The sequence below is a fragment of the Arthrobacter sp. DMZ02-1R genome (genome assembly GCF_057747935.1).
Window position 1 is genome coordinate 4500255 of record NZ_CM173230.1, and the last position, 23754, is coordinate 4524008.

Annotated in this window: 21 protein-coding genes and 1 pseudogene; 15 read left to right on the forward strand and 7 right to left on the reverse strand. The window is 59.5% G+C overall.

The features are described 5' to 3' along the window. Nucleotides 1-14: 14 nt before the first annotated feature. The 4 genes from purU (AC3ANQ_RS21375) to AC3ANQ_RS21390 all read left to right on the forward strand — a co-directional run bounded on the left by purU (AC3ANQ_RS21375) (nucleotide 15) and on the right by AC3ANQ_RS21390 (nucleotide 5238). Entirely contained in the window at nucleotides 15-863 is an 849-nt protein-coding gene (gene purU, locus AC3ANQ_RS21375) for a formyltetrahydrofolate deformylase (RefSeq protein ID WP_488302890.1), read from the forward strand. 23 nt (nucleotides 864-886) lie between these two features. Further along, entirely contained in the window at nucleotides 887-2332 is a 1446-nt protein-coding gene (locus tag AC3ANQ_RS21380) for an aminomethyl transferase family protein (RefSeq protein ID WP_488302891.1), read from the forward strand. Nucleotides 2333-2546: 214 nt separating this feature from the next. After that, nucleotides 2547-4073, forward strand: coding sequence for a class I adenylate-forming enzyme family protein (locus tag AC3ANQ_RS21385; protein ID WP_488305389.1), 1527 nt, complete (start codon nucleotides 2547-2549; stop codon nucleotides 4071-4073). A gap of 163 nt (nucleotides 4074-4236) precedes the next feature. Beyond that, complete coding sequence (locus AC3ANQ_RS21390; RefSeq protein ID WP_488302892.1) at nucleotides 4237-5238, forward strand: zinc-binding dehydrogenase; 1002 nt, start codon at nucleotides 4237-4239, stop codon at nucleotides 5236-5238. Nucleotides 5239-5265: 27 nt separating this feature from the next. Here AC3ANQ_RS21390 and AC3ANQ_RS21395 read toward each other — a convergent pair whose 3' ends face one another. Continuing rightward, the gene (locus tag AC3ANQ_RS21395; RefSeq protein WP_488302893.1) at nucleotides 5266-5430 is read right to left on the reverse strand and encodes a hypothetical protein; all 165 of its coding nucleotides are present in this window, start codon (nucleotides 5428-5430) and stop codon (nucleotides 5266-5268) included. A 99-nt stretch (nucleotides 5431-5529) separates the two neighbouring features. Between AC3ANQ_RS21395 and AC3ANQ_RS21400 the strand changes: the two genes are divergently transcribed. Together AC3ANQ_RS21400 and AC3ANQ_RS21405 are read left to right on the forward strand one after the other, a co-directional pair. Beyond that, entirely contained in the window at nucleotides 5530-6087 is a 558-nt protein-coding gene (locus tag AC3ANQ_RS21400; protein WP_488302894.1) for a 2-keto-4-pentenoate hydratase, read from the forward strand. Nucleotides 6088-6226: 139 nt separating this feature from the next. Next, nucleotides 6227-7189 carry an aldo/keto reductase gene (locus tag AC3ANQ_RS21405; protein WP_488302895.1) on the forward strand — a complete coding sequence of 321 codons (963 nt, stop codon included), beginning with the start codon at nucleotides 6227-6229 and terminating at the stop codon, nucleotides 7187-7189. Between the two features lie 178 nt (nucleotides 7190-7367). Here the strand turns inward: AC3ANQ_RS21405 and AC3ANQ_RS21410 are convergent, their stop codons facing one another. Together AC3ANQ_RS21410 and AC3ANQ_RS21415 are read right to left on the reverse strand one after the other, a co-directional pair. Then, nucleotides 7368-8351 carry an NAD(P)H-quinone oxidoreductase gene (locus AC3ANQ_RS21410; protein ID WP_488302896.1) on the reverse strand — a complete coding sequence of 328 codons (984 nt, stop codon included), beginning with the start codon at nucleotides 8349-8351 and terminating at the stop codon, nucleotides 7368-7370. 727 nt (nucleotides 8352-9078) lie between these two features. After that, nucleotides 9079-9951 (reverse strand): oxidoreductase, encoded by an 873-nt coding sequence (locus tag AC3ANQ_RS21415; protein ID WP_488302897.1) that lies wholly within the window; start codon nucleotides 9949-9951, stop codon nucleotides 9079-9081. 129 nt (nucleotides 9952-10080) lie between these two features. On the opposite strand from AC3ANQ_RS21415, the gene AC3ANQ_RS21420 reads away from it, so the two are divergent. The 9 genes from AC3ANQ_RS21420 (at nucleotide 10081) to AC3ANQ_RS21460 (ending at nucleotide 19226) form a co-directional block, all read left to right on the forward strand. Further along, complete coding sequence (locus tag AC3ANQ_RS21420) at nucleotides 10081-10500, forward strand: winged helix-turn-helix transcriptional regulator (RefSeq protein WP_488302898.1); 420 nt, start codon at nucleotides 10081-10083, stop codon at nucleotides 10498-10500. 928 nt (nucleotides 10501-11428) lie between these two features. Then, nucleotides 11429-12430 carry an MDR family oxidoreductase gene (locus AC3ANQ_RS21425; protein WP_488302899.1) on the forward strand — a complete coding sequence of 334 codons (1002 nt, stop codon included), beginning with the start codon at nucleotides 11429-11431 and terminating at the stop codon, nucleotides 12428-12430. A 615-nt stretch (nucleotides 12431-13045) separates the two neighbouring features. Further along, a complete protein-coding gene (locus AC3ANQ_RS21430) occupies nucleotides 13046-13936 on the forward strand; it encodes an SDR family oxidoreductase (protein WP_488305390.1) in 891 nt (296 codons plus the stop codon). Between the two features lie 97 nt (nucleotides 13937-14033). Next, entirely contained in the window at nucleotides 14034-14972 is a 939-nt protein-coding gene (locus AC3ANQ_RS21435) for a fumarylacetoacetate hydrolase family protein (protein ID WP_488302900.1), read from the forward strand. A gap of 52 nt (nucleotides 14973-15024) precedes the next feature. Next, nucleotides 15025-16002, forward strand: coding sequence for an MBL fold metallo-hydrolase (locus tag AC3ANQ_RS21440; RefSeq protein WP_488302901.1), 978 nt, complete (start codon nucleotides 15025-15027; stop codon nucleotides 16000-16002). After that, entirely contained in the window at nucleotides 16002-16742 is a 741-nt protein-coding gene (locus AC3ANQ_RS21445) for a CoA transferase subunit A (RefSeq protein WP_488302902.1), read from the forward strand. The genes AC3ANQ_RS21440 and AC3ANQ_RS21445 overlap by 1 nt, the downstream gene beginning before the upstream one ends. After that, a complete protein-coding gene (locus tag AC3ANQ_RS21450) occupies nucleotides 16742-17413 on the forward strand; it encodes a CoA transferase subunit B (protein WP_488302903.1) in 672 nt (223 codons plus the stop codon). Before AC3ANQ_RS21445 ends, AC3ANQ_RS21450 begins: the two co-directional genes overlap by 1 nt. Continuing rightward, the gene (locus AC3ANQ_RS21455) at nucleotides 17403-18059 is read left to right on the forward strand and encodes a flavin reductase family protein (RefSeq protein WP_488302904.1); all 657 of its coding nucleotides are present in this window, start codon (nucleotides 17403-17405) and stop codon (nucleotides 18057-18059) included. Before AC3ANQ_RS21450 ends, AC3ANQ_RS21455 begins: the two co-directional genes overlap by 11 nt. Before the next feature lie 150 nt (nucleotides 18060-18209). Further along, nucleotides 18210-19226: an enoyl-CoA hydratase/isomerase family protein gene (locus AC3ANQ_RS21460; RefSeq protein WP_488302905.1), complete on the forward strand. Its 1017-nt coding sequence runs from the start codon at nucleotides 18210-18212 to the stop codon at nucleotides 19224-19226. A gap of 575 nt (nucleotides 19227-19801) precedes the next feature. Here AC3ANQ_RS21460 and AC3ANQ_RS21465 read toward each other — a convergent pair. The 4 genes and pseudogenes from AC3ANQ_RS21465 to AC3ANQ_RS21480 form a co-directional block, all read right to left on the reverse strand. Beyond that, a pseudogene (locus AC3ANQ_RS21465) lies at nucleotides 19802-20666 on the reverse strand (bifunctional 5,10-methylenetetrahydrofolate dehydrogenase/5,10-methenyltetrahydrofolate cyclohydrolase). After that, nucleotides 20663-21547, reverse strand: a complete 885-nt coding sequence (gene purU / locus AC3ANQ_RS21470; RefSeq protein WP_488302906.1) for a formyltetrahydrofolate deformylase — start codon at nucleotides 21545-21547, stop codon at nucleotides 20663-20665. The pseudogene AC3ANQ_RS21465 and the gene purU (AC3ANQ_RS21470) overlap by 4 nt, the downstream one beginning before the upstream one ends. Then, on the reverse strand, nucleotides 21517-22365 hold the full coding sequence (locus AC3ANQ_RS21475) for a methylenetetrahydrofolate reductase (RefSeq protein ID WP_488302907.1): 849 nt from the start codon (nucleotides 22363-22365) through the stop codon (nucleotides 21517-21519). The genes purU (AC3ANQ_RS21470) and AC3ANQ_RS21475 overlap by 31 nt, the downstream gene beginning before the upstream one ends. 27 nt (nucleotides 22366-22392) lie before the next feature. Next, a complete protein-coding gene (locus AC3ANQ_RS21480) occupies nucleotides 22393-23742 on the reverse strand; it encodes an aminomethyl transferase family protein (RefSeq protein ID WP_488302908.1) in 1350 nt (449 codons plus the stop codon). Nucleotides 23743-23754 lie beyond the last annotated feature (12 nt).

Genomic DNA, 23754 nt, shown 5'->3' on the forward strand with positions numbered 1-23754 from the left:
TGTCCGAACCCGAATTGGCGAGCTTGGTCGTGCATGGCGATGATCGTCCAGGCATTGTGGCCGGAGTCGCATCAGTGCTGAACAAATATGGAGCGAACATCGTGTCGCTTCATCAGCATAGTGACAACCCCGAAGGTGGGGCATTTTTTCAGCGACTCACTTTTCACGCCCGCGACCTATCCGCCCTTCTCCCCGACCTCAGATCAGAGATCGACGTCGTCGTGGGACAGGAGCTCGGCCTGACATGGGGCCTGCGGAATCTGGCCGACCCGCTTCGTGTGGCGATTCTCGTTTCGAAGGATGACCACTGCCTGCTCGATCTCCTCTGGCGCCATAGGCGCAAGGAGCTCCCAGTCGATATTTCGATGGTCATCTCCAACCACCCTGACAAAGCCGAGGAGGTGAGGAGATTCAACGTACCCTTCTTCCACGTTCCGTCGCAGTCGGGGACCGACAAGTCGGCGTCTGAACGGCGCATCGCCGATCTGGTGAAATCGAACGTCGATCTCGTCGTTCTTGCTCGATATATGCAGATTCTGTCTGGAGGGTTCATTACAGACATCGGAGTCCCCATCATCAACATTCACCACTCGTTCCTCCCGGCCTTCATCGGGGCGGGACCTTATCGCAAAGCGAAAGAACGAGGTGTGAAGCTCGTTGGTGCGACGGCGCACTACGTTACCGAAGACCTTGACGAAGGACCGATCATCGACCAGGACGTCGTCCGGGTATCCCATTCGGACACAATCGAGGAGCTCGTTCGTCTCGGTGCGGACATCGAAAGGCAAGTTCTGTCGCGGGCGGTTCTCTGGCACGCGCAGGACCGGGTCATTCGCGACGGTAACCGCACCATCGTTTTCTGATCAGTTCACACCACCGCCGCCGGATGTCAACGAGAACAGACCGTGCTCATCACCTCAACGAAAGGGACTTGGCTTTGCGCAGTCTTCAGGATCTTCTCGACTCAATTCCCGACCCAATAGCATACTTCCATAACGACACTGAACCGAAGAACTTTCGGCTTAGTACCGCGGGCGCTGCTCTGTTTCCACCCGAATACACGACTTGGAGTGACGAGCAGCGTGCATGGCGAGACTCGGCCGTGCTGTTCGACCAAAGCCCAATCATGCCCGAGCTCTACGTCACGGGTCCAGACAGCCTGAAGCTCCTCACCAAGGTTGCCGTGAACAACCTCTCAAATTGGACACAGGACCGTGCCAAACAAATTGTTGCTTGTGCCCCCAACGGGTACCTGATCGGCGACTGCATCGCTTATCGATTGGGTGACGCTGAGTTTGAGCTAGTGTCAGGAGCGCCGCTTCAAAACTGGGTGGCTTATCAGGCCGAGGTAGGTGGCTACGACGTCGAGGTCCATTCGGACCCACTCCCCCTCGGGAACCCGCTGGCTCGGCGGGTCAGGTACCGCTATCAGGTTCTAGGCCCAGCGACGGTGGCGATACTTGACAAAGTCATTGAGGGCGGTTTGCCCGAGGTTCCCTTTTTCCGGACTGCCAACGTCCGCATCGCGGGTTGCGAAGTCCTCATACTTCGGCATGGCATGGCGGGGAGTTATGGGGCGGAGCTTTCAGGCACCTTCGACGATAAAGAACGCGTTCTTGACGCTCTTCTGGCCGCGGGTAGCGCCTACGACCTGAAAAGGGGCGGCAGCCTCGCCTACTACAGCACGTTGTTTGAGAGCGGGTGGATGGCGTATCCCATGCCAGCGATCTACACCGACCCGGAACTCGAAAATTATCGGTCTTGGTTGCCAGCCACTGGCTGGGAAGCAAACATGGCGCCTGGGGGCAGCTTCCGCGCTAAGTCGCTGAGGGACTACTACAGAACTCCCTGGGAGCTTGGATACGGACACATCATCAATTTGGACCATGACTTTATCGGTCGAGACGCCGTTCTTGGGATGCGCGATCTCAACCACCGCCAGAAGGTGACTTTGGTGTGGGATGCAAAGGATGTAGCTCGTGTGTTGGCGTCTGACCGCGGCGACGGCCCGCACTACAAGTCCATGGACATGCCGGTGGTGTACTTCGGGTCTCCGCAGGTGGATGAAGTTCGTTCGACTAGCGGAGAGGTCGTAGGGGTCTCGAGCCATTGCGGCTTCAGCAGCAACATCGGGGCGATGCTTTCCCTTGCACTGCTGAGCGAGGAATCTGCAACTCCCGGAACTGAGGTGATTCTTACGTGGGGTGAACCGGGTGGAGGCTCCCGTAAGTCGCGGGTGGAGCAGCATGAGCAGACGTATATCCGAGCGACGGTTGCCGCGGTCCCCTACCCTCAAAGTCGTGAGGATATCAAGCACCCCGACCTACCATGATCTTGTCCAGGCGGGGCTTGTTTCCGACGGGCCGAGGCCTCTGTATTGGGAGCGGGTGAAGTTTTTGCGTCGGTCATGGGACCAAGGCGAAGTAATGAAGCGAGTTCCAGTACGCACGCGTCGTAGACCAGTTCACTGTCAAGTCGATATCAGAAGGACGGTATAGTTGCACACCGGAATCGTGGTCCGTACAGAGGCCAGTACATTTGAAGAAGTGTGGTCCCTGTCGGCAACCGAGCATGCGGACAACAAGTTTTTAATCTTTCGCGACGCCGACGGAGGTGTGACGTCTTGGACGTACGCTGAGTTTGAATCACTCGTGTCGCAGACCGCCGGCTTCATTGCCTCCCGGGGAGTTGTTCGCGGAGACTCAATTCATCTTGCCCTCAGGAATTCACCGGCGTTCCTGCTCCTCTGGCTTGCGGCCTCAAGGTTGGGCGCATGGATTGTGTCAGTGGATCCAGCCTCGCCTGCCAAGGACATAGCCCAGCAGCTTCGCCGGACGTCCCCCAAAATTGGCTTCTGCGCTAGGAGCAGGCAGTCAATCTACAGGGACGGAGCTTCTGGGCTGCTTGAGGACATCGTGGAGCTCAGCGAGACCGCTGTGGATGCCGCAGCTTCGTCGCCTTTGTTGGGCCCACCAGCCAGCTACTCCCCTGCCGAGCCTACTGACAGACTCGCGGTGATGTTCACATCGGGTACGACTTCGGATCCCAAAGGCGTTCTGCTCACCCAAGCGAACTATTTGCATGTGGCGCGCAGCATGTCCGAAATCATCGATCTTCAGGCGAAAGATCGTTGGTTTGTCACATTGCCTCTATTCCATGCCAATGCTCAGTTTTATTGCTTCGCACCAGCAATCGCGGTCGGAGGAAGCGTTGCACTGACGGCGGCGTTCTCTGCGTCAAGGTGGCTCGGGCAGGCAGCGCAGCTCGAAGTGACCCACGCAAGTCTGTTCGCTGCGCCCATTCGAATGATTCTGGCACGGCATCCGGATCTTGCGCCAAGACTTAGCCTGAAACACCTTTGGTACGCGCAGAGCCTTGGGGAAGACCACTACAACGAATTTTCCGAACTGATTGGTTGTCGTCCCCGCCAGCTCTACGGGATGACCGAAACAACGGCTGTCGTCACCGCTGACATGAGCGCGCCTCCAACGCATAACGTAATCGGCACGCCGGCGCTGGGACGCCAGATCCGACTGCAAGACGAGCACCTCGGCGGTGACGTACCAGTTGGTGAGCCAGGAGTGATCCTGGTCCGGGGAACGCCAGGGGCGGATCTGTTCGGTGGTTATCTTAACGATCCGGAAACAACGGCCAGGTCCTTTACGGATGGCAGTGATGGCACCTGGTTCAACACCGGTGATATGGCCTCCGTCGATGAAAATGGCGTCTTCCGGTTCGCGGGACGCATCGACGAAGTCATCAAGGTCGCGGGCGAAAATGTCAGTCTGACGGAAGTAGAGGCCGCCCTGGCTCAGGCACCGGGCCTTCTGGAAGTAGCGGTCTTGGCGCGACCAGATCCTATTCGCGATCAGGTACCGGTGGCATTCGTAGTGCCTAGGGATCCTGCAGATCCGCCTACGGTTGAGGCGCTGCACGCTTGGGCGGAGCTGCATCTTCCGCCACAATGCCGGCCCCGCGAGTGGACAATCATGGAGGAACTCCCCCGCACAAGCGTCGGAAAAATTCGCCGGTTTCAACTGAAGGCACAAAGCGGCCAAGGGACTGGTCTGTGAGGTCCAAACACGACCGCGAGCTCCTCAAGGACCTCAATGTAGAGCAGTTTTATGAATGACCCCTCACAGCCGTTACCCGAAACGAACAGGCAGATTTCAGCAGAAGCAGATGTCTGGCTAAACGAGATCTGAAAATTCTCCCCACACCGATAGAGGCTCCTTTATGCAAGCAATGACCATTAAATCCGCTGGACGTTCGACTGTGCTGGAAATGCGCGAGCTAAACCGACCGACCTTATCCGAGGGACAAGTACGAATTGAAGTGCACGCAGCTTCTGTAAATAGAGCCGATCTGCTCCAACGGGCGGGAGCCCACGGCCCGGCCGCGTCTGATTCTGATGCGCCGTTGGTCATCGGGCTGGACGCAGCGGGAGTAATCACAGAAGTCGCTGACGATGTCCACGGTATCGGTATTGGGGACCGTGTCATGGCATTGGCTGCAGGTGGACTGACGGAAGAGGTCGTAGTCCACGCAGGACTCACCCTGCCGATCCCGCGCAGCTGGTCGTTCGCCGAGGGTGCTGCGGCAATGTTGGGACTGCTTACCGAGCACAACGCACTCCGCACGGCAGGAAGACTTCTGCCGGGAGAATCCGTACTCATTCACGCTGCAACTTCGGGAGTAGGCCTCCAAGGAGTGCAGCTTGCCAAACACTTCGGGGCCAAGAAAATCATTGCAACTGCTCGCTCGACCAAAGGTAATGAGCTTCTTCGGCAGCTCGGCGCAACAGACGTAATCAATGTGCACAACGGCCAATTTGCGGAAAGTGTAATGGAGGGTACCGACGGCCTGGGCGCAGACGTTGTGGTGGACCACGTTGGCGGTTCCTACCTAGCAGAAAACGTCAAAAGCCTCGCGGTCAAAGGTCGTCTCATAGGCGTCGGACGCCTGGGAGGATCTCAAGGTGTCCTCGACATGGACATGTTGGCAGTGAAGCGCCTTGAGCTCATCGGCGTCACGTTTCGAACTAGAAGCTTGCAGGAAAAGATCGCCGTCGTGAATGCGGTCCGGTCAGATCTCGACTTCACCGGCGCTCTAGACGATATCCGCCCGACAATCTATCGGCGTATGGACTGGCGGAAGGCGGACGAAGCTCATCAAATCATGGAGACAAACTCCCACCTTGGAAAAATTGCATTGCTGGTGAAGGCGGACACCGAGTGATGTTCCGTAAGTTTGAATACGACTCCATTAGCCGCGTCCATGGATGAAAGCAGTGATATACGAAGCGAGTCCGCCGCGGCGTTCCTTGCTCGAGTGTGGCACTCCGATGTTGCTGCGGTTGAGCTGCCACTTCACTGTAGGCCCCGCGATTTGGAAGAAGCGTGGGCTACCCAGCGGAGGCTGGATGCTCATATGGGCCAGTCCATAGGATGGAAAATCGCCGGGACGAGCCGGGCGGGCCAACTCCATATCGGAGCAAACGGGCCAATATTGGGCCGACTCTACGCATCAATGCTTGTTGACTCAGGGGGCGCAGCTACCGCTAGGCATACGCAACGCATGGCTTCGGCGGAGGCCGAGTTTGTCTTTACCCTTAACCAAGATCTCTTGGGCTCTGCTGGAAGAGCAATAAGCCGGGAACAAACGATCAACTCCGTTGCCGAACTACGCCTCGCCATCGAATTGCCAAACTCGAGATACCGCGACTTTTCGAACGTAGGGCTCCCAAGCCTGGTGGCGGACGCGATGTGCGGCGGGGAACTTGTGCTAAGTGAGCCCATCCTGGACTGGGATGCGGAGCGTCTGCCGGAGAGCAAGGTTTCGTTATGGGCTGACGGCCTCGAAGTGTCCCGCGGAACGGGGCGTAATGTTCTGGGCGACCCTGTTGAAGCGTTGGTGTGGGCGGCCAACTATCTCTCTCGGCGGGGGATCCCGCTGCGCGCAAGGGAATTGGTGTCCACCGGGGCTGCGACGACTCCGGTTGTCGTGTCTTCCGGCTCTCACTTAGTCGCCCGCTTTGGGGGATTGGGTACTGTCACTGTCACGACAGCCGGCGCGGCTGCGTCCTGACCCCCGGTCCCGGACACAACCGGCAGGTGGCAACTGACGGGCCCGCGAAGACAAGGCACAAGCCGCTCGCTCGCACTACCGCCTGTGGTGGAGAAAGCAGATTCTCACATCGTGTGAGTACTAAACAGGAAAGGTCACTATGCAGCGCCGAACTCTTGGAGGCGAGGGTCTCACGACATCAGCCATAGGCTACGGTGCCATGGGCATATCACTTGCATATGGACCAAGCGATGAACAGGAAGGCATCGACACGATCCGGCGGGCCTTCGACCTAGGTATCACCTTCTTTGACACCGCCGAAAGGTATGGCTGGGGAGAAAACGAGCGGATCGTTGGTGAAGCTCTTGCGCCGTTCCGGGAGCGGGTTGTGATCGCCACGAAGTTTGGTATAACGCCGAGCGCCGGACAAGACAGCCGTCCGGAGCAGATCCGCGAAGTCGTCGAGAACAGCTTACGGTTGCTCAAAACAGATTACATCGACGTCCTCTACCAGCACCGCGTCGATCCGAAGATTCCCATGGAAGACGTGGCGGACACGGTGGGCAGCCTGATCCGCGCAGGCAAAGTCAAGTATTTTGGTCTCAGCGAGGCAGGGCCGGAGAGCATTCGGCGGGCTCACGCAGTCCAACCCGTATCCGTCCTTCAAACCGAGTACTCGCTCTTTGAACGTGAGGTTGAGGATCTCTTCCCACTCCTCACCGAGCTCAACATCGGTCTCGTCCCGTACTCTCCGCTCGGCCGCGGTTTCCTCTCGGGAGCCGCCAAACCGGCCGGGCAGTACGACAAGGACGACATGCGCAACAGTCATCCCCGCTGGCAGCCGGGCAACTACGAAAAGAACCTCGAGGCTATCCAACAGCTGAATGCCCTCGCAAAATCCAAGGACGCGACCCTCGCCCAAATATCCCTCGCCTGGCTGCTGGCTCAAGGGGAGAACATCGCCCCGATCCCAGGCACGCGCAATGCCCGGCGGCTAGAAGAAAACGCCAAAGCCGTGGACATCCGCCTAACACTCACCGAGATAAAAGACATCCGAGGAATCCTCCCGTTCGGAGGGCATGGTGCCCGCTATCCCGATCAGCAAATGCCGATATGGCGGTAGCTCTTGCAGCAGGCCAAGAAGCCAAACCAGCTAGTAGAGAAACGAGGGGTCCAGCTTCGGCCGCGAGGTGGTGCGAACAGTACCCGTAGGCAACGCGAGTCTTGAGTGTCTCATTGTGGAGCCGTCGATGTGTTCGGGCACGACTGGCCGGTCGCTGACCGCAATCGGAAGTTGCCAATCAACTACAAGCGTGACCACAGCCCAGGATAATCTTGCCGATGTGGTCTTTGGTTTCGAAGGATGCATGCGCGGAGGCCACCTCCGACAGTGGGTACACCCTTTCCGTAACGGTCCTGATCGAGGCCGATTCCAGAAGGGGCAGGACAAGTCGCTTGACTTCCGCCATGATCTGGGTCTTCTGTTCCGTGGGGCGGTCGCGCAAGAGGGTACCTGAGACGGAAGCCTTTTTCTTCATGAGCGTTGCGAAATTCAGAGCGCCCTCCGCGCCGCCCTGCATCCCGATGGTCACGATCCGGCCGTAGGGCGCAAGGGCCTGAACGTTTCCTTCCAGGTAGGATCCACCAACCGTATCAAGGATGATGTCAGCCCCGCCCTCAGCGGTCATCCTTGCTGCGAAGTCCTCTTCAATATAGTTGATGAGTACATCCGCTCCCAGTCCTCGAGCGATCTCGAGCTTGGCACTGGTCGATGCGGTGACAGCCACCCGTCCGCCGAGCGCCTTGATGAGCTGGATGCCGAAAACGCCGATGCCGCCTGTGGCTCCATGGATGAGAACAGTCTCGCCTGCTGTGAAACAGCCCGTGCCCCATACATTTGAAACGATCGTAGCTGCGACCTCAGGTATCCCCCCGGCTTCGAGCAGATCGATTCCCTCCGGTATCGCCAGAACATGCCCCGCATCAACCGCAACGAATTCTGCGTATCCCCCTGATGCTAGGAGTGCCATAACCCTGTCACCTGGCGCGAAATTAGTCACTTCGTGGCCCAGCTCTGCAATGGTTCCCGAAACCTCCATTCCGAAAATCTGTGAGGCACCTGGTGGCAGGTTGTATCTGCCCCTGCGCTGGAGTGAGTCGGCGCGGTTAAGTCCTGCTCCCGCCACCCGGATAAGAATCTCTTTCGGTTCGGGCTTTGGACAGGGAAGTTCTTCCACCGCGAGTGTTTCGGGACCTCCGGCCGTTCTGAAGCGTACTGCTTTCATCGCAGATGTCCCTGAGGTTCGCGAAAGCCCAGGTACTCCTCGCCGGCCGATGGAAAGACACAGGTGTAACCGAGGGGCCCGGCATAATGCGGAACATTTGATGGAGTACGAAGGAATCTCGGCACCGTGAGGTCCAATGCTTCACCGCCGAGCCGGTCAACGGCCTTGACTTGCCCATCCCACCGGATCGTAGTTTGTGGAGATCCTGCCGTTACTTGCTCCAGTAGGTAAAGATTGGAGCCCATGGCCGGCGTGCCATTACCCGCGGTTGCAGTGCTCTTGAACATGTATTTCTTCCACTTCGTGAGGCGGATTGGCAATGCACGATCAAAGCTGGGTGGGAGTGCCACTGGGAAAATGCCCCCTTTCCATTACATGGAATAAAAAGCCATTCTATGCTGACCGACATAGAATATGTTACTCAATTTGTAGTGCGTATGTCGAGGGTAAGTCACTACGGCTAGGTACGCCCGAAACGGTTCCATCGACCTGCCTTCTTTCGACGGATGGAGCGGACGGATGCCCGTCCTAATACCAGCGGCCGACCCCCACTACGTAGGTTGTGTGCTGCTCGACAAGCCTTCACCTGACTGGTCTCTACGAAGGTTGTGCATTCGCAGTTGCATATCGCAGCAGGGGTCCGCTGATTGGCCTCGAGATGAGTTAGGGCACCGTGACTTCAAGCAGGTTAGTTAGTTCTAGATTGGAGTGGCCGAGTCTCGGGTGATCAGTCGGCGATTCTGTTGAGTTCGGTAAGGTCCTCGTCGGATAGGTGGATGCCGGCGCCGGCGACGTTCTCTCGGAGATGCGCAACTGAGGACGTCCCTGCGATGAGGAGAATGTTCGGGGACCGCTGAAGGAGCCACGCCAGGGCGACGGACATAGGCGTAGCATCCAGTCGGGCCGCGACACTTGCAAGGGTGTCAGACTGCAGCGGTGTGAATCCGCCGAGGGGGAAGAACGGCACGTAGGCGATGTTTTCGGCTGCGAGCTGATCGATGAGATCGTCGTCCTGCCGGTAGGCCAGATTGTACATGTTCTGTACGCTCACGATGGGCGCGATGGTTTGCGCTTCGGTTACCTGGTCCGACGTGGCGTTACTGACCCCGAGGTGACGGATGAGGCCTTCCTCCTGGAGGTCGACGAGGACCTGAAAGGCATCACTGACGCGTTCTTGGACCGGGCCGTTGGCGTCTCCTAGTCGCAGGTTAACCAAGTCCAGCGCATCGACGCCTAGGTCGGTGAGGTTTTCGTCGATTTGTTTGCGCAGCTGGTCGGGCTGGCGGGCGGTCGGCCAGCCGCCCTGCGCGTCTCGTTCCGCGCCGACCTTTGTTGCTATCTGGAGGGCGTTCGAGTAGGGGTGCAGTGCTTCTTTGATCAGTTGATTCGTGACGTGGGGTCCGTACGCACTTGATGTGTCGATGTGCGTGATCCCGAGTTCGGCTGCTTCGCGGAGGACCGCGATAGCACCATCATGGTCTGCTGGAGGTCCCATGACCCATGGTCCGGCGAGTTGCATGGCGCCGTACCCGAAGCGGGTGACCGTAAGGTCACCGAGTGTCCAGGTACCGCCGGGAAGCACAAGAGTGGTGGGTGTCATTCATCGATCCTTTTCTGGAGGCTTGTGTCGTTGTCGGCACTCCTCCACTATTGAGGAAGTAGGTTCCTCTGGGGAAGTAGTTACCTAGAAGTACGTTGGTATCCGAAAGGTGCAAAGACGATGGCGACCATGACTTCTGCTGCGAAGCGGGCTGAGGCGAAAACGAAGTACAACGCGTTCCTGGCCGCATGTCCGAGTCAGCAGCTGCTCGGTCGTGTCTCCGATAAATGGGTGGTGCTTATCCTGTCCGCCCTTGGAAGTGGACCCACATGCGACGGTGCACCTCAAATGATGAGGTACTCAGAGATGGCTCGTGTACTTGCCGGGGTGAGTCCGAAGATGCTCTCCCAGACGCTGAGGTCGCTTGAGCGAGACGGGCTGGTGACCCGGACGGCGACCCCAACAGTCCCCGTGACCGTGACGTACGAGCTGACCGAACTGGGGCAGTCGTTGCACGACACGATTTGCCAAATCAAAAAGTGGGCCGAAGCACACATGGACGACGTCGTCGCCAACCGAGACGACTACGACAACGCAGAGCGGTCCTAGTCGCCATCAACATAGATCACTCCAGCGCGCAACCCGTTATCCTGCGGAACCCCTTTGTCCGAAATCACCGATGCTCAAGAAATAGTTGGATCTACGTTCCGTTTCTCCGGTGCAAAGATGAAGCAGTCCATCCCATCGGGATGTCCACTGACAGGCAATCTGTTCCGCGTTTCCGGCAGAATCATCGGCCGCCGCGGCGATATGCTGGCCTGCGCATCCGTGCATGTTCGCTCCCTTTTTGTCTCACGTCCCACCACTCCCCCCGAAACTACAACGGGTCGAACCCGTCCAATGTATACAAAAGTAGTCTTTTTCGCGTTTCTATTGCTTGGAATGCTTTCAATGTATACATTGGCAGCATGTGCGCCGACGAACGGACTTCCAAGGAGAGATCCTCGAGTTGCGTCTCCTGCCGGGACGGTTCTGGCCGACGTCGAGCAATCTGAACGGCTTGGAATGTCCCGAACGCCGCCACGGGAAGCGCTTGGCCGATCGATTTGTTCCGGACAGTGTCATCCACAAGATGCCAGAATTTTTGATAAGGCAAGCGTAGAAGGCTTCTCCCCCCACACAAGGGGGCAGCTCAAATCTAGGCAATGTCGAGGGGGGTGGCGCCTTCGTGCAGATGGACTCGTTGAGGTCCGCAACCCCGTGGTGCCCAACGCTCCGTTCGTTCCGGTATCGGGCCCGGTCTTTGTGTGCCACCAGCGGGTCGGTAGCCGCTGCACCTGCCTTGGCCGACTAGCGGCGCGCGGTCGCAACCGCAACTACAGAAAGCACTACACCACGGGAGAATCTCACTGGGGTCTGACCTTCAGGTCACATTTCTACCCTCAGCAGCTGGTGGGCACCTGGTCCGCCATCTTCTCCAACCCGCCCGGCAGTAGGCGTGCCGCGACAGAAGCTTCACAGACTCAAAAGGAGAGCAATGTCTAGCCTGACTTATCGCGCCTATCAGGTGGCTGCACCAAAGCTAGCCGCCGAAGTTGTGGCCCTGACCGAGACCGATCTGCCGGAGGGTGATCTGACGGTGCGAGTAACGCACTCCTCCCTGAACTACAAGGACGGCCTGGCGATGACGGGCAGGCCGGGCGTCGTCCGTACGTTTCCCCTATCCTGCGGAATTGACCTGGCCGGCACCGTCGTTGAAGGCGGTGGCGGGTACTCTGCTGGAGAAGAAGTCGTCCTCACCGGTGCCAACCTTTCGGAGACTCGCCCTGGCGGGTATTCCGGCTATCAGCGGATTGAGGCAGGACTCGTTGTCAAGGCTCCCGAGGGACTCGGCACATGGGGTGCGATGGCAGTCGGTGCGGCCGGCCTCACGGCCATGCTGTGCATCCTGCGCCTGCGCGCCGCCGGTGTGAAGCCGGGTTTGGGTCCCGTGCTGGTTACGGGTGCAACAGGTGGCGTGGTCAGCTTCGCCGTTGGCGTTTTGTCCCGTTTGGGCTACGAGGTCCACGCCGCCACGGGCAAGGTGACGGAAGAGTTGTACCTCAAGGAGCTGGGCGCGAGCGAAATCATCCCGCGTGAGGCACTGGCAGGAGAGGCCAGTGCCCTAGCCCTGGGCAGGCACCGCTGGATTGGATGTGTCGACAGCGTCGGCGGGAAAACCCTTGCGAATGTGCTGAACCAGATCAAGTACTCCGGCGCGGTAGCGGCGTGTGGCCTCGCCGGGGGCCATGGGCTACCTGTCATAGTGATGCCGTTTATCTTGCGCAACGTCGCACTTCTGGGCGTGGACTCGGTGAACGCGCCGCTGGAACTGCGCCGCGAGGCCTGGTCACAGCTTGACGCTCTCTTTACGCCTGACGACCTGCGCGAGATTGCAGTTGATGCCGGCTGGGAACAGATCCCGGATCTGAGTCAGAAGATCCTGGCGGGTGCCATCCGTGGCCAGGTCGTCGTAGACCTTGCGAGCATGGCGGACTGAGGTTTGTCCATGACTTCCATCAACAGGACGGCAGCCTAGACACTATCGGCACTGTGTTCTGGCGTCCTACCGAGGATACTTTACGTTCCCTAACCGGTTCGCCGAAGACCTTAGTCCACTACTCCACCTACGAGGAGCTAGGCGACAGCCGGAGGCACTTCGGGTGACCCGGCGCGCCTTGGTTCGGCCGCAGCGCCTGGCATTCAATGGGTTCTCGTGGAGGACAATCGTCCGTCGTCGAGTCATTACAGAGTCAAGGTGAACCCGCTACTCTAAGCCTCTGGCAGGCGAGGAAGATCCCGCCATGAACATCCGCGCAGCGGTATCACAGGGGCAACATTTCAGTTCGATCAATGTCGCGGGAGGCGGGCGTACCGGTGCTATAGCGGTGGTGTGGCTGCTTCTGCGATTAGTGCAACCGATCAGTATCTCCGCTCCATTCCCTCTGGTTGCTGCGTCCACATAGCCTCTGGATGTCGTCTTGGGTGGAGTCAACGTGCTCGACGGGGCCGACAAAAACACGCACAGGAAGCTCGAGTGCCGAAATTTACATTTTGGTGTAAATTGTAGGCACGGCGCCGCACCCGCGTTTGCCTGATGGAGCGGAGGTTGGATATGTCGGTACTCGAGACAACAAGCCGGACGGTGTTAGTGTGTGGCGTCGGTGGCATTACGGGCGACGCCGTCGCATCCACCTTAGTAGCTCGAGGATTCCGCGTCCGCGCTCTCGTGCATCGTGCCGAACGTACGTCGGCCGCGCTACGCCTAGGCGTTGAGAGCGTTGCTGTCGCCGACTATGACGACCCTGTTGCTCTTGCCGCCGCCCTGAACGGCATAGGGTCCGTGTTCTTCGTGGCTCCCTCGTACCAGGAAAATGAAACACTTTGGGTCATTGCGACCCTTCGAGCGGCCGAGGCCGCTGGCGTGGACCGTTTCGTTTATCAATCGGTGCTGCACCCCTTTACCCCGTCAATGCCCCACCACGTGCGGAAAGCGCATGCCGAGGTCGCTGTGCGCGAATCGCGGCTTCGCTGGACGATCCTGCAGCCCGCCATGTACGCACAGACCGTCCTGCGTATTCGCGAACGGTCCACCGAGGGCCGGATTGACGCGCCATATGACCCCGATGCGCGCTTCGCAGTGATCGACGTTCGCGACCTGGCGGCCTGCGTCGCTGTAGCGCTCGAAGATGACCGTCACGTATATGCCGGCCACGAAATTGTCGGCGCTGAGACGCAGAGCCTGCGTGAAATGGCGGCCACCATGAATCGGATCTTCAATGAGGAGCGGTCGCTGGTTCGGGTTGAACCCGAGTCCCTCCCGCTACCTCCCTCCTGGGGTCCGAGCCAACGCAAGGAGTACGCGCTGATGTGCCATGAGTACGGCGCCCACGGCCTGTTGGGCTCCTCGGGAGCAACCTCGGCACTACTCGGCCGGCGGCCAGCAACATTCGCAGATGTGGTCGCGCGCGAATCATCGCTCGCCTCCGCTGAACATGCTGGATGACGAGTTCTCGATAGCCGGAAACCCTTGACAGGATGAGCCCATCTGTCAATAATTACATTGCAGTGTAATTAAGGCGATCAATGGAGAAGGGCTGTTCATGAAGCTAGTTAGAGTCCAGGAGCGGGATGCCGCACCAGCGGACAGTACTGTTACCCGATATGGGTTGCTGAACGACGACGGACTTCACCTCCTTCCGGAGAGCTTTTCGATCACGGACGCACTTGGTGCTCTGTCCGGTCGCAGCAACATGACGGAAGAGGAGACCGTATCTGTGGCGGATTGGCGCCTGCTCGCTCCGATACCGAGTCCGGCGAGTCTTCGTGACTGCGTCGGCTTTTTCGACCACATCCGCAATACCCGGCGAAGCCGGGGTGAGCTCGTCCCACTTTTGCCGGTATGGCACGAACGCCCGGGCTTCTACTTTGGCAATCCTCATTCGTTGAGGTCCGCTACCGATCCAATTGCGGTGCCCGCCGGCAGCCAAGCCTTTGACTTCGAACTCGAGATCGCCGCTGTCATAGGCGCCGCCGGGCGAGATTTGACGGTCGCGGATGCTGGCGAAGCGATCGCGGGATACGTGCTCTACTGCGACTGGAGTGCCCGCGACATCCAAGCTGAGGAACGAACGATGCAGATCGGGCTCGGCAAAGGCAAGGACGCCGCCATCTCGCTCGGACCCTGGATTCTGTCTGCGGATGCGGCGCGCTCGTACCGACGCGTAGACGGACTCAATATCCCCGTTAGTGCTCACGTGAACGGCGAGCTAGTTACGGATCCCGCAGCACGCTACATCGGTATGGACTGGACATTCGAGGAAATTGTCGCCTACGCGTCGGTCGGTGTAGATCTCGTCCCAGGCGATGTCATCGCCGCGGGTACGGTGCCTACTGGGTGCCTGCTTGAACGCAGCGCCGACGCTGACTTCCGCGGGTGGCTGACCGCCGGAGATGAGCTACGCATTTCTGCCGGACCGCTAGGCGACATTGCCGCCCCTATCCTGCCCGGATCATTGGTCTCCAACTGGCGCCGTGCATGACGGGCATCGATTACACCACCAATGAAATAACTCTTAACTGCGAAAGGACTTCATGAGCGACAACGGTAGTGTCGGCGCGCATTGCGACCCGGAGAACTCTAATGCTGAACCGCTGGGTCCCAGCTCGTTTGTCGAGGTGGCGGAGGGCGTTTATGCTTTCATCCAACCGGATGGCACCTGGTGGATCAACAACGCGGGTCTTGTCGTCGGTGAGGAATCCGCTTTCCTAGTTGACACCTGCACGACTCAAAACCGCACCGAAGAGCTGCTCGCCTCCGTCGAGCGCGTTAGCGACGGTCGGCCGCTGCGGTATGCCCTTAATACGCATCATCACGGCGACCACACATTCGGCAACTCCCTCCTCCCTTCGGGGACCACACTTATCGGTCATCATCGGATGCGGGAGGGTCTTATCGCGGAGCAGACGCTGGAGCGCTTTCCGCCCTATTGGGAACCGAAACCTGAATTCGGGAATGTGAGCAAGCGGCCACCAAGCCTAGCCATCGACACCGGCGCCTCCGTGCACCTTGGCGGTCGTCACGTAGAGCTTGCGCATCCTGGATATGTAGCGCACACAGCCGGCGACCTAGTCGCTTGGGTGCCGGACGTCCGAGCCCTGTTCGTAGGAGATCTTCTCTTCCCAGGCCATACACCCATGATCCTGGCCGGAGCGCCGAGTGGCGCTATCCGCGTTCTGGACTGGATGAGATCGTTTGAGGCAGAAATCATCATTCCGGGGCACGGCGATGTCATAGAACGGAGCCGCATTGATGAGGTCCTCGACGAGCATCGTCGGTACTACGAGTTCATCCTGTCTGAGGCTGCGCGGGGCGTTGCGGCGGGTATGACTCCTCTGGAGGTGGCGCAGACGACCGAGCTCGGGGAGTTTGGCGAGTTACTCGATCCGGAGCGGTTCGTGCTGAACGTACACAGCGCCTACGCCGAGGCGGACGGCGGCCGGGCGGACCGCGCCGCCGCCTTCACGGACGCCATGACCTGGCTCGGATCTGCAATCCATACGAGGGTCTGATGGTCCAGGGGATAAAGCGGCCCGGCGGCAAAATCCGGGAATCGGTGACCGCGCAACTCCAGGAGGTGCTTAAGGATGGAGTATCCATCGCGGTAGGTGGGTTCGGACTCAGTGGTTCCCCGTTCGGGCTTATTGAAGCAATCCACGAGGCTGGAGTTGGGCATCTGACGGTTATCGCGAACAATGTCGGGACAGAGGGCAAGGGGCTCAGTCTTCTGATCGAGAGCGGTCAGGTCGTCAAGATGATCGCATCTTACGTAGGAGAGAACAGAATCGTCGCGCAGAAGTATCTCAGCGGGGAACTGGAAATTGAGTTCGTCCCGCAGGGTACACTCGCGGAGCGCCTGCGGGCGGGAGGCGCCGGGATTGCCGGCTTCTACACCCGCACCGGCGTAGGCACCGTTGTCGCCGAGGGCAAGCCCCACAACGAGTTCGAGGGCCAAACATACCTCTTGGAGCGTGGAATCGTCGCCGACATCGCCCTCGTCAAAGCGCACCGCGCCGACCCGGCAGGTAACCTCATTTACCGCAAGACGGCCCGCAATTTCAACCCGCTTGTGGCAACAGCCGGTCGGGTCACGTTCGCCGAGGTGGATACATACGAAACCTTATATCTCGACCCAGACGCCGTAGGGACGCCAGGAATCTTCGTCGACCATGTGGTCAAGGCAGCAACACGTCCGCCTGAGATTGAACAGCGCACTGTTCGCGTGCGCCCAGCAGCAAAGGCAGGCATTTAATGTGGACGCGCGATGAAATGGCCGCCCGGGCTGCAAATGAACTCTTCGACGGTGCCTACGTCAATCTCGGGATAGGAATTCCGACTCTAGTCGTCGATCACATTCCCGCCGGGGTCGAGGTTACGCTACACAGCGAAAACGGGCTACTAGGAATGGGTCCCTTTCCATGGGAGGGCGAGGAAGATGCCGATCTCATCAACGCGGGCAAGCAGACGATCACCGAGGCACCTGGGGCAAGCTTTTTCGACTCCGCGACCTCGTTTGGCATGATTCGCGGAGGCCACATCGACATTGCGATACTCGGTGCCATGCAGGTATCCTCCGACGGCGATCTGGCCAACTGGACGATCCCGGGAAAGCTCGTAAAAGGAATGGGTGGAGCGATGGACCTCGTTGTCGGTGCACGCCGGCTGCTGGTTCTGACCGACCTCATCGCCAAGGACGGCACACCCAAGATCGTTGCCGAATGCACGCTTCCGCTCACCGGACGACGCGTGATTGACCGCATCATCACCGGCCACGCGGACTTCACTGTCGATAATGGCGGGTTAATCCTCACCGAGCTCGCTCCCGATGTAACCATCGAGATGGTCAAGCATCTCACCGCAGCGCCTTTCCGAGTGGCGTTGAGCGGCAGAACTGAGCAGGGAACGGAACAAGATGGCAACTGAGCCGACCACCTCCACGCACGAGACGCTGATCACGTCAGCGATGAACGAGCGAGAGATTTACCGTCTTCTGACTGGGATCGTCGTACCCCGCCCCATCGCCTGGATCACCACACGAAGCGAGACCGGCGGCGTCAACCTCGCCCCGTTCAGCGCGTTCGTGATCCTGGCGAACGATCCTCCAACGATAGGCGTCTCGATCGGCCGTAAGGGTTCCGACTTGAAGGACACGAGCCGGAACATCCGCCGCACCGGCCAATTTGTAGTCAATTCCCCCCACGTCAGTCAAGCCGAGCTAGTCCATCACAGCGCGGAAGAGCTGCCGCAGGATGTGAGCGAAGTCGAGAGGCTCGGTCTGCGAACCGTGGCGAGCGATTCCATCGACGTCCCGCGTCTGGCCGACGTCGCGACAGCAATGGAATGTGAATTCGTCCAAGCCATCGAATTCGGCAGGACCAAGACCGAGCTGCTCGTCGGCCAAGTCAACGTTGTCCACATCCGACGAGGGCTCCTCGACAATGGAAAGATCGACACGGCCACCCTTGATCCTTTAGGTCGCGTAGCCGGGCCGCGCTATGCCGGCATCGGCCCGGTAACTACGTTCCGCGGTCTACAACACACTCTTTATTCTGAGCGCGAGGGACAATGACTGTCCGTCGCGAGCGGCCGCGACCGCTTGGCAGTGGTCAGGACCCTACGGTACGGCAGGGATTTCAGCGACGCGTAGGCAACAACGGCGGTCACCGCTTGGTGGCCGCGATGGCGCGCGTAACAGCGATTACGCGACACTGGTGGTCGCATGGCTGATTACGGCGTCATCGCCTTGAGGCAGGGGCATATTGGTCGGATCCTGCTCGATCGGCCCCGCGCACTCAACGCGCTCAACAGGACAATGGTCGGGTTCATCCGTGATGCGCTGGAGAGTTGGACGTCTGAGGGGCTGCGCGCGGTGACCATCGAGAGTTCCACGCCAGGCATGTTCTGCGCGGGGGGCGATATTCGGCAGATACGGCAGAACACGCTCGACCGGGACTTCGCGGCAAGTGATGAGTTTTTTGGCACGGAATATCGAGTGAATCAACTACTCGCCACATACCCGGTCCCTATCGTTGCGCTCATCGACGGGATCTGCATGGGCGGCGGACTCGGTCTTTCCGTCCATAGTTCGTTCCGCGTCATCAGTGAACGGGCCGTACTGGCAATGCCCGAGACTGCCATTGGATTCTTTCCCGATGTCGGAGCCTCCCACTTTCTTTCCAGACTTGCCGGAGAGGTGGGGATGTATGCGGCTCTCACCGGTGCCCGCCTTAACCCGATCGACTCCTTAGATATAGGCCTCGCCACGCACTACGTTTCCGCGGACACGTTCAGCACTGTCGTAGCGGCGCTGACGGAGGACTCCCGTCCGGTTGACGCGATCCTCCGTGACCTGGTGTCCGCGCCGGCGGGCATATCCCCCGTTCACGAGCATCGCGATCGGATCGACTCGGTGTTCTCTGCCCCGGGCGTCAGTGAAATTGTTCGGCGCCTTGAAAGGGATGACAGCATGTGGGCGGCGGAAACGCGCGCCACTCTGGCGAAATTGTCCCAGCAGAGTCTCGACCTCACTTTCGATCTGATGGTCTGGGGCAGGCAACGCTCGCTGTCTGAGTGCCTATCGGCCGATCGCGACGCCGCGAAGCACGTCGTCCGCAGTCCTGATTTCATTGAGGGCGTCCGCGCAGCGCTGGTAGACAAGGATCGGACTCCGGCGTGGAGCTCCTCGCTCTATGCCGGCATGTCTTCTTGCGGCGAAGTCCTCTGGGCCCCCGCCTAGGTGTGTACTGAGCCAGGACGTTGGTTACATCGTAAATGGGTGAAGACCTCTTAGGTTGGTGGTTACCAGACACAGCCAACGACTTATGAGTTCTTTATGTCCCAGCGTAAGCGCGCCGGTAGGCGGATCATCATCGAGCGGGTTTTGTCCGGGCGGCCCGTCGCGCACGTGACCAAGGAAATGGAGATCTCCCGGACCTGCGCGCACCGCAGGCTCAAGCGAATACCGGGATGCCGGCCGGGCAGGGCTACAAGAATGGAGCTCGCGTCCGCCGTCCTGCCCGCACGCCACCCCTGCCGCCGATGTCTTTACCGCGCGGGTTAAATACCGCGAAGGCGCCGTTGGAGCTGGGAGGTATCCAGGATCCTCGCCCGCTGCGGCATGCCGCGTTTTGTGGGGACTGGACCCTGTTAGAGGGACCCGGATCCGGCCCTGCCGCAGCGCGGACCGCCGCATCGGACAGCTTTTGTGATGGATCTCCGCAGCGCCAGCAGCGGCGCTCCGAAGAACGTCGTCTGGTATGCCTGTCGGCGCTTGGATGGCACTTGACCACAAACCGTACGGGTGGCCGCGGCTCAGGAAGCGGAGCGAGCGTGTTCCTCATGCATCATGCGCTTAGCGGCCACAGTGTTCGCGAGGACGGTCGCGAACGTCATGGGTCCGACGCCGCCTGGGACGGGAGTAAGCCAGCCTGCGACCTCGCTGACCTCATCGAAGCGAGTATCGCCAACCAGACCTCGCTCAGTGCGGTGAATGCCGACATCGATGACGAGAGCGCCGGGCTTCACGTGCTCGCGCGCGATCATCCCGGGGACACCGGCAGCAGCGATTAACACATCGGCGGTCGCGGTGATTGCTGCGAGGCCACGAGTGTGCGGTGGTGACGGTTGCGTTACGCTCGAGCAGAAGCTGACTCATGGGTCGACCGACCAGCTCGGAGCGGCCGACGACGACCGCGTGGGCACCGTCAAGGGCGAAGCCAGTGGAATCAATCAGGGTTATCACCCCGCTCGGAGTACAGGGACGTAAGCCCGCGCTGCCGCGCGCTAGGAGTCCTGCGCTCACGGTGGTAAGCCCGTCGACATCCTTGCCCGCTGGAATAAGGTCTATGAGGGAGCGTCTGTCCAGGTGCTCCGGTAGTGGTAGCTGCAGTAGAATTCCCGAGACCTCAGGGTTGAGTGCGAGTTCACGGATCACCTCGGCAACGCTCGACTGATCGGCGTCGACGGCGAGGCGGCGGTGCAAATCGGCAATTCCCGTCTCGACAGCGAATCGGCGCTTGCTGCGAACGTATACCTTGCTGGCGGGATCGTCTCCAACTAAGACGGTCGCGAGTCCCGGAGGCGTACCCGTGGCTTCATGCAGCTCTTGCACGTCTACTGCAACCTGAGCCCGCATTTCCCGCGCGATTCGGGTGCCGTCGATGAGTCGTGCGCTCACTGGAAGACCACGGTCGTGTTGCCGTCGCGTACGACGCGGTCCTCGCAGTGCCAATGCACGGCACGTGCCAGCACCTGCCGCTCCACATTCGCCCCATACCGGGCAAAGTCGGCTGCCGATTCAGCGTGTGTCACACGCACAACGTCTTGCTCGATAATGGGACCTTCGTCAAGGTCCTTCGTAACGTAGTGCGCCGTCGCCCCGATGAGTTTGACGCCGCGCTCCTTGGCTTTGAGATACGGGCCAGCACCGATGAATGCAGGAAGGAAGGAGTGATGAATATTGATTACAGGCGCACCGACCCGCTGCAGGAAGTCATCCGAGATGATCTGCATGTAGCGCGCGAGCACGACAAGGTCCACGTTGCCCTGCAAGAGGCCCAGATGTTTCGCTTCAGCTTCCGTCTTATCGCCGCTGACCGGAACGTGAAAGAAGGGGATGCCGAATCTGCGGGCGTCGTCGGCCAGATCGGGGTGGTTGGAGACGACCATGGCGATGTCGACGTCCAGCTCCCCGCGTCGATGTCGCCAGAGCAGTTCCAAGAGGCAGTGGTCGGACTTCGAGACGAAGATGGCCACCCGCTTGCGTTGCATGCTCGGGGTGAGTGTCCAGGTCAGGCCGAGTTCTTCGCCGAATCTCTTGATGAAGACTGCCTTGAGGGCGGGTTGTTGAGCGCGGAGGTTGGGGAGATTGAATACCGTGCGCTGGAAGAAGCGTCCCCCTTCGGCGTCGGTGGAGTGCTGATCGAGCGACACAATGTTTGCTCCCGCTTCGTGCAAGATTGACGACACCGCTGCAACGATGCCTGGACGATCCGTGCCGTGGACGAGGAGCACGGCACGATCGGCGCTCACTGTGCGGCCTCGTAGTCGCGGATCCATTTCGACGTGGCAATCAGGTCGCCGAATGTGTAGAAGTGCAGTTTCACGACACCGTGCTCCTCGAGGGTGAGTTGTCGGGCGAGAGAAGTGATGAACTTGTCGGGTCCAGCGGTGCCCATCAGATTCGTGAGTGATAAGCCGTATTTTTTAGCGATGCCAGCGCTGGATGAGACGCCGAAGCGTGCCGCGAAGGAGAGGAGTCGCTTGATGCCGGCTGGGCCGGGGACGCCGACGCGGATCTCGTAATCAATCCCCTCTGCGCGGACTTTTTCTATCCAAGCGATGACCGGATCTGTCTCGAAGCCGAACTGGGTCAGAATCGTTCCGGTAAGCCCCAGGTCCTGAAGCGCCCGGTGTTTTTCCGTGATCGCGGTCCAGAGTCGATCAACTGGAATCTTGGGGTGTCCTTCCGGATATCCCGCGATCGAGATGTTTTTTGCCCCGCAGTTCTCCAATAGGCCGGTTTGGATTATGTCCAAAGATTCGGTGTACGGACCTTCCGGTGTCTCAGGGTCACCACCGACGGCGAAGAGGTTGTCGGAAGTAGCCTGCCCCTGGAGGCCTTCCAGGAATTCCTCCAGTTGCGTCTGCGATGCGAGGCGGCGTACTGCGATATGGGGCACGGGAACAAAACCGCTGTCGCGCACAGCTCGCGAGGCCGCGAGTCGCATCTCGAGGGTTTCGTTGCCCAGGTAAGTCACATTGATCCTCGTCCCGTCCGGAATTAACGGGGTGGCCGCGACCAGGTCACCGATGTCCTTTCCAGTCATCTCCAGCGAGTAATCATTCAGTAACCGGGCAGGCGTGTATTTCGTCATCAGCTGGCTCCTTGTCCAAACGTTCGCTCACACGGGCGGCCGGGTCGACACAGTCGCCCGAACTGTCGTTTGGACGTGCGGGACGGTGAACGGATTTGACGCGCCGCCATCCTTCTGTCCCCAAACGACAGTTAGTTCGGTCCCGTCGATCGCGGACTCCTGATCGAGCATCGCCAGCGAAATGAAGTTTCCTATGTTGACCGTGTACATCACGTACATCGACAGGCCCACGAGTGCTTCATCTCTATCGAGAACCATGTCGTAGTGGTAGTTGCGGTAGCTCATCGGGAGGTCGATGATCCGCGGGCGACGATCCTCTCCGCCAAAGAGAGAGTCCCGCATGACGCGGAGGACGTCCTCTTGGTTCCACCTCAGCCAGACTTTCTGACGCTTTGGCTGATCCTGGAGTCTGAGAAGGGCTTCGCGTCCGACGAAATCGTGGTCATGCTTGATGAACCGCCCATACCCGAGAGCCCATGGCATTGTGTAGTAATCCGTGATGTCGTCGGATTCGAAGCTGCCCTGCATCGATGGGTTCAACTGGACGTCGGTGTCTGCCAACCATTCCCTGTAGGAGCGCATCGCTTCGCCGGAATAGATGGCCGGGACTGGGCGCGCAATCCATCCGGATTCGGCTGCCGAGGTCGGATAGGCGCGAGACCCGCCAATACGCAGCGCAAACTCTTCTCCCGCAGCAGTTAGGGCGGCCCAGACCTCAGGACCGTGCTGCGCAGGGCCGAATAGTTCAAGCCCGTTGAGCTCACCCGACATCGAGTGACTGAGAGCCTGGACACGATGCCCAGCGATTGTCATTTCTCCTATTTGGAAGAATCGGATGGGTTCGATGGGGCCGCCAGCTGCCTTCTCAACGATGCTTTGAGTAAGCGGGCCGTTCATCTGATACCGAAACACGGCCCGGTCGCTCAATCGAGGCGAGGCGGGGTCAAGCGTTGTGGTCACATCGTAGTCGCCGGTCTCTATTTGGAACCTTAGCCATTTGGAAACATGGCCGTCGGCGTTGCCGACCAGGTTGTACCGGTCGTCCTCGAGCCCGAAAAGCACCCCATCGCCGATCACCATCCCGTCTGGGTTGCAAGCCACATACTGCTTGGCCCGATTCTTGCCGAACTTCTCGAAACTGTTGATGCCGAAGTCGCTAAACAGGCGTTTGACGTCGGGGCCTTCGAAGTAGACATCCGACATGATGTGCGACTGATCGAAGAGCGTCGCCGTGCTACGCCATGCACGTTGCTCATCAGGCCACCCTGTGTAGTCAGGGGGGAAGGGGAAGGGTGTCCGCTGAAACGGGCGATTGCGATAAAGCTGGGCAGGGTTTCCCAGTTCGCGAAGCTTGTCTTCCATACTGCGTCGTTGCATTGGATGGTGCTC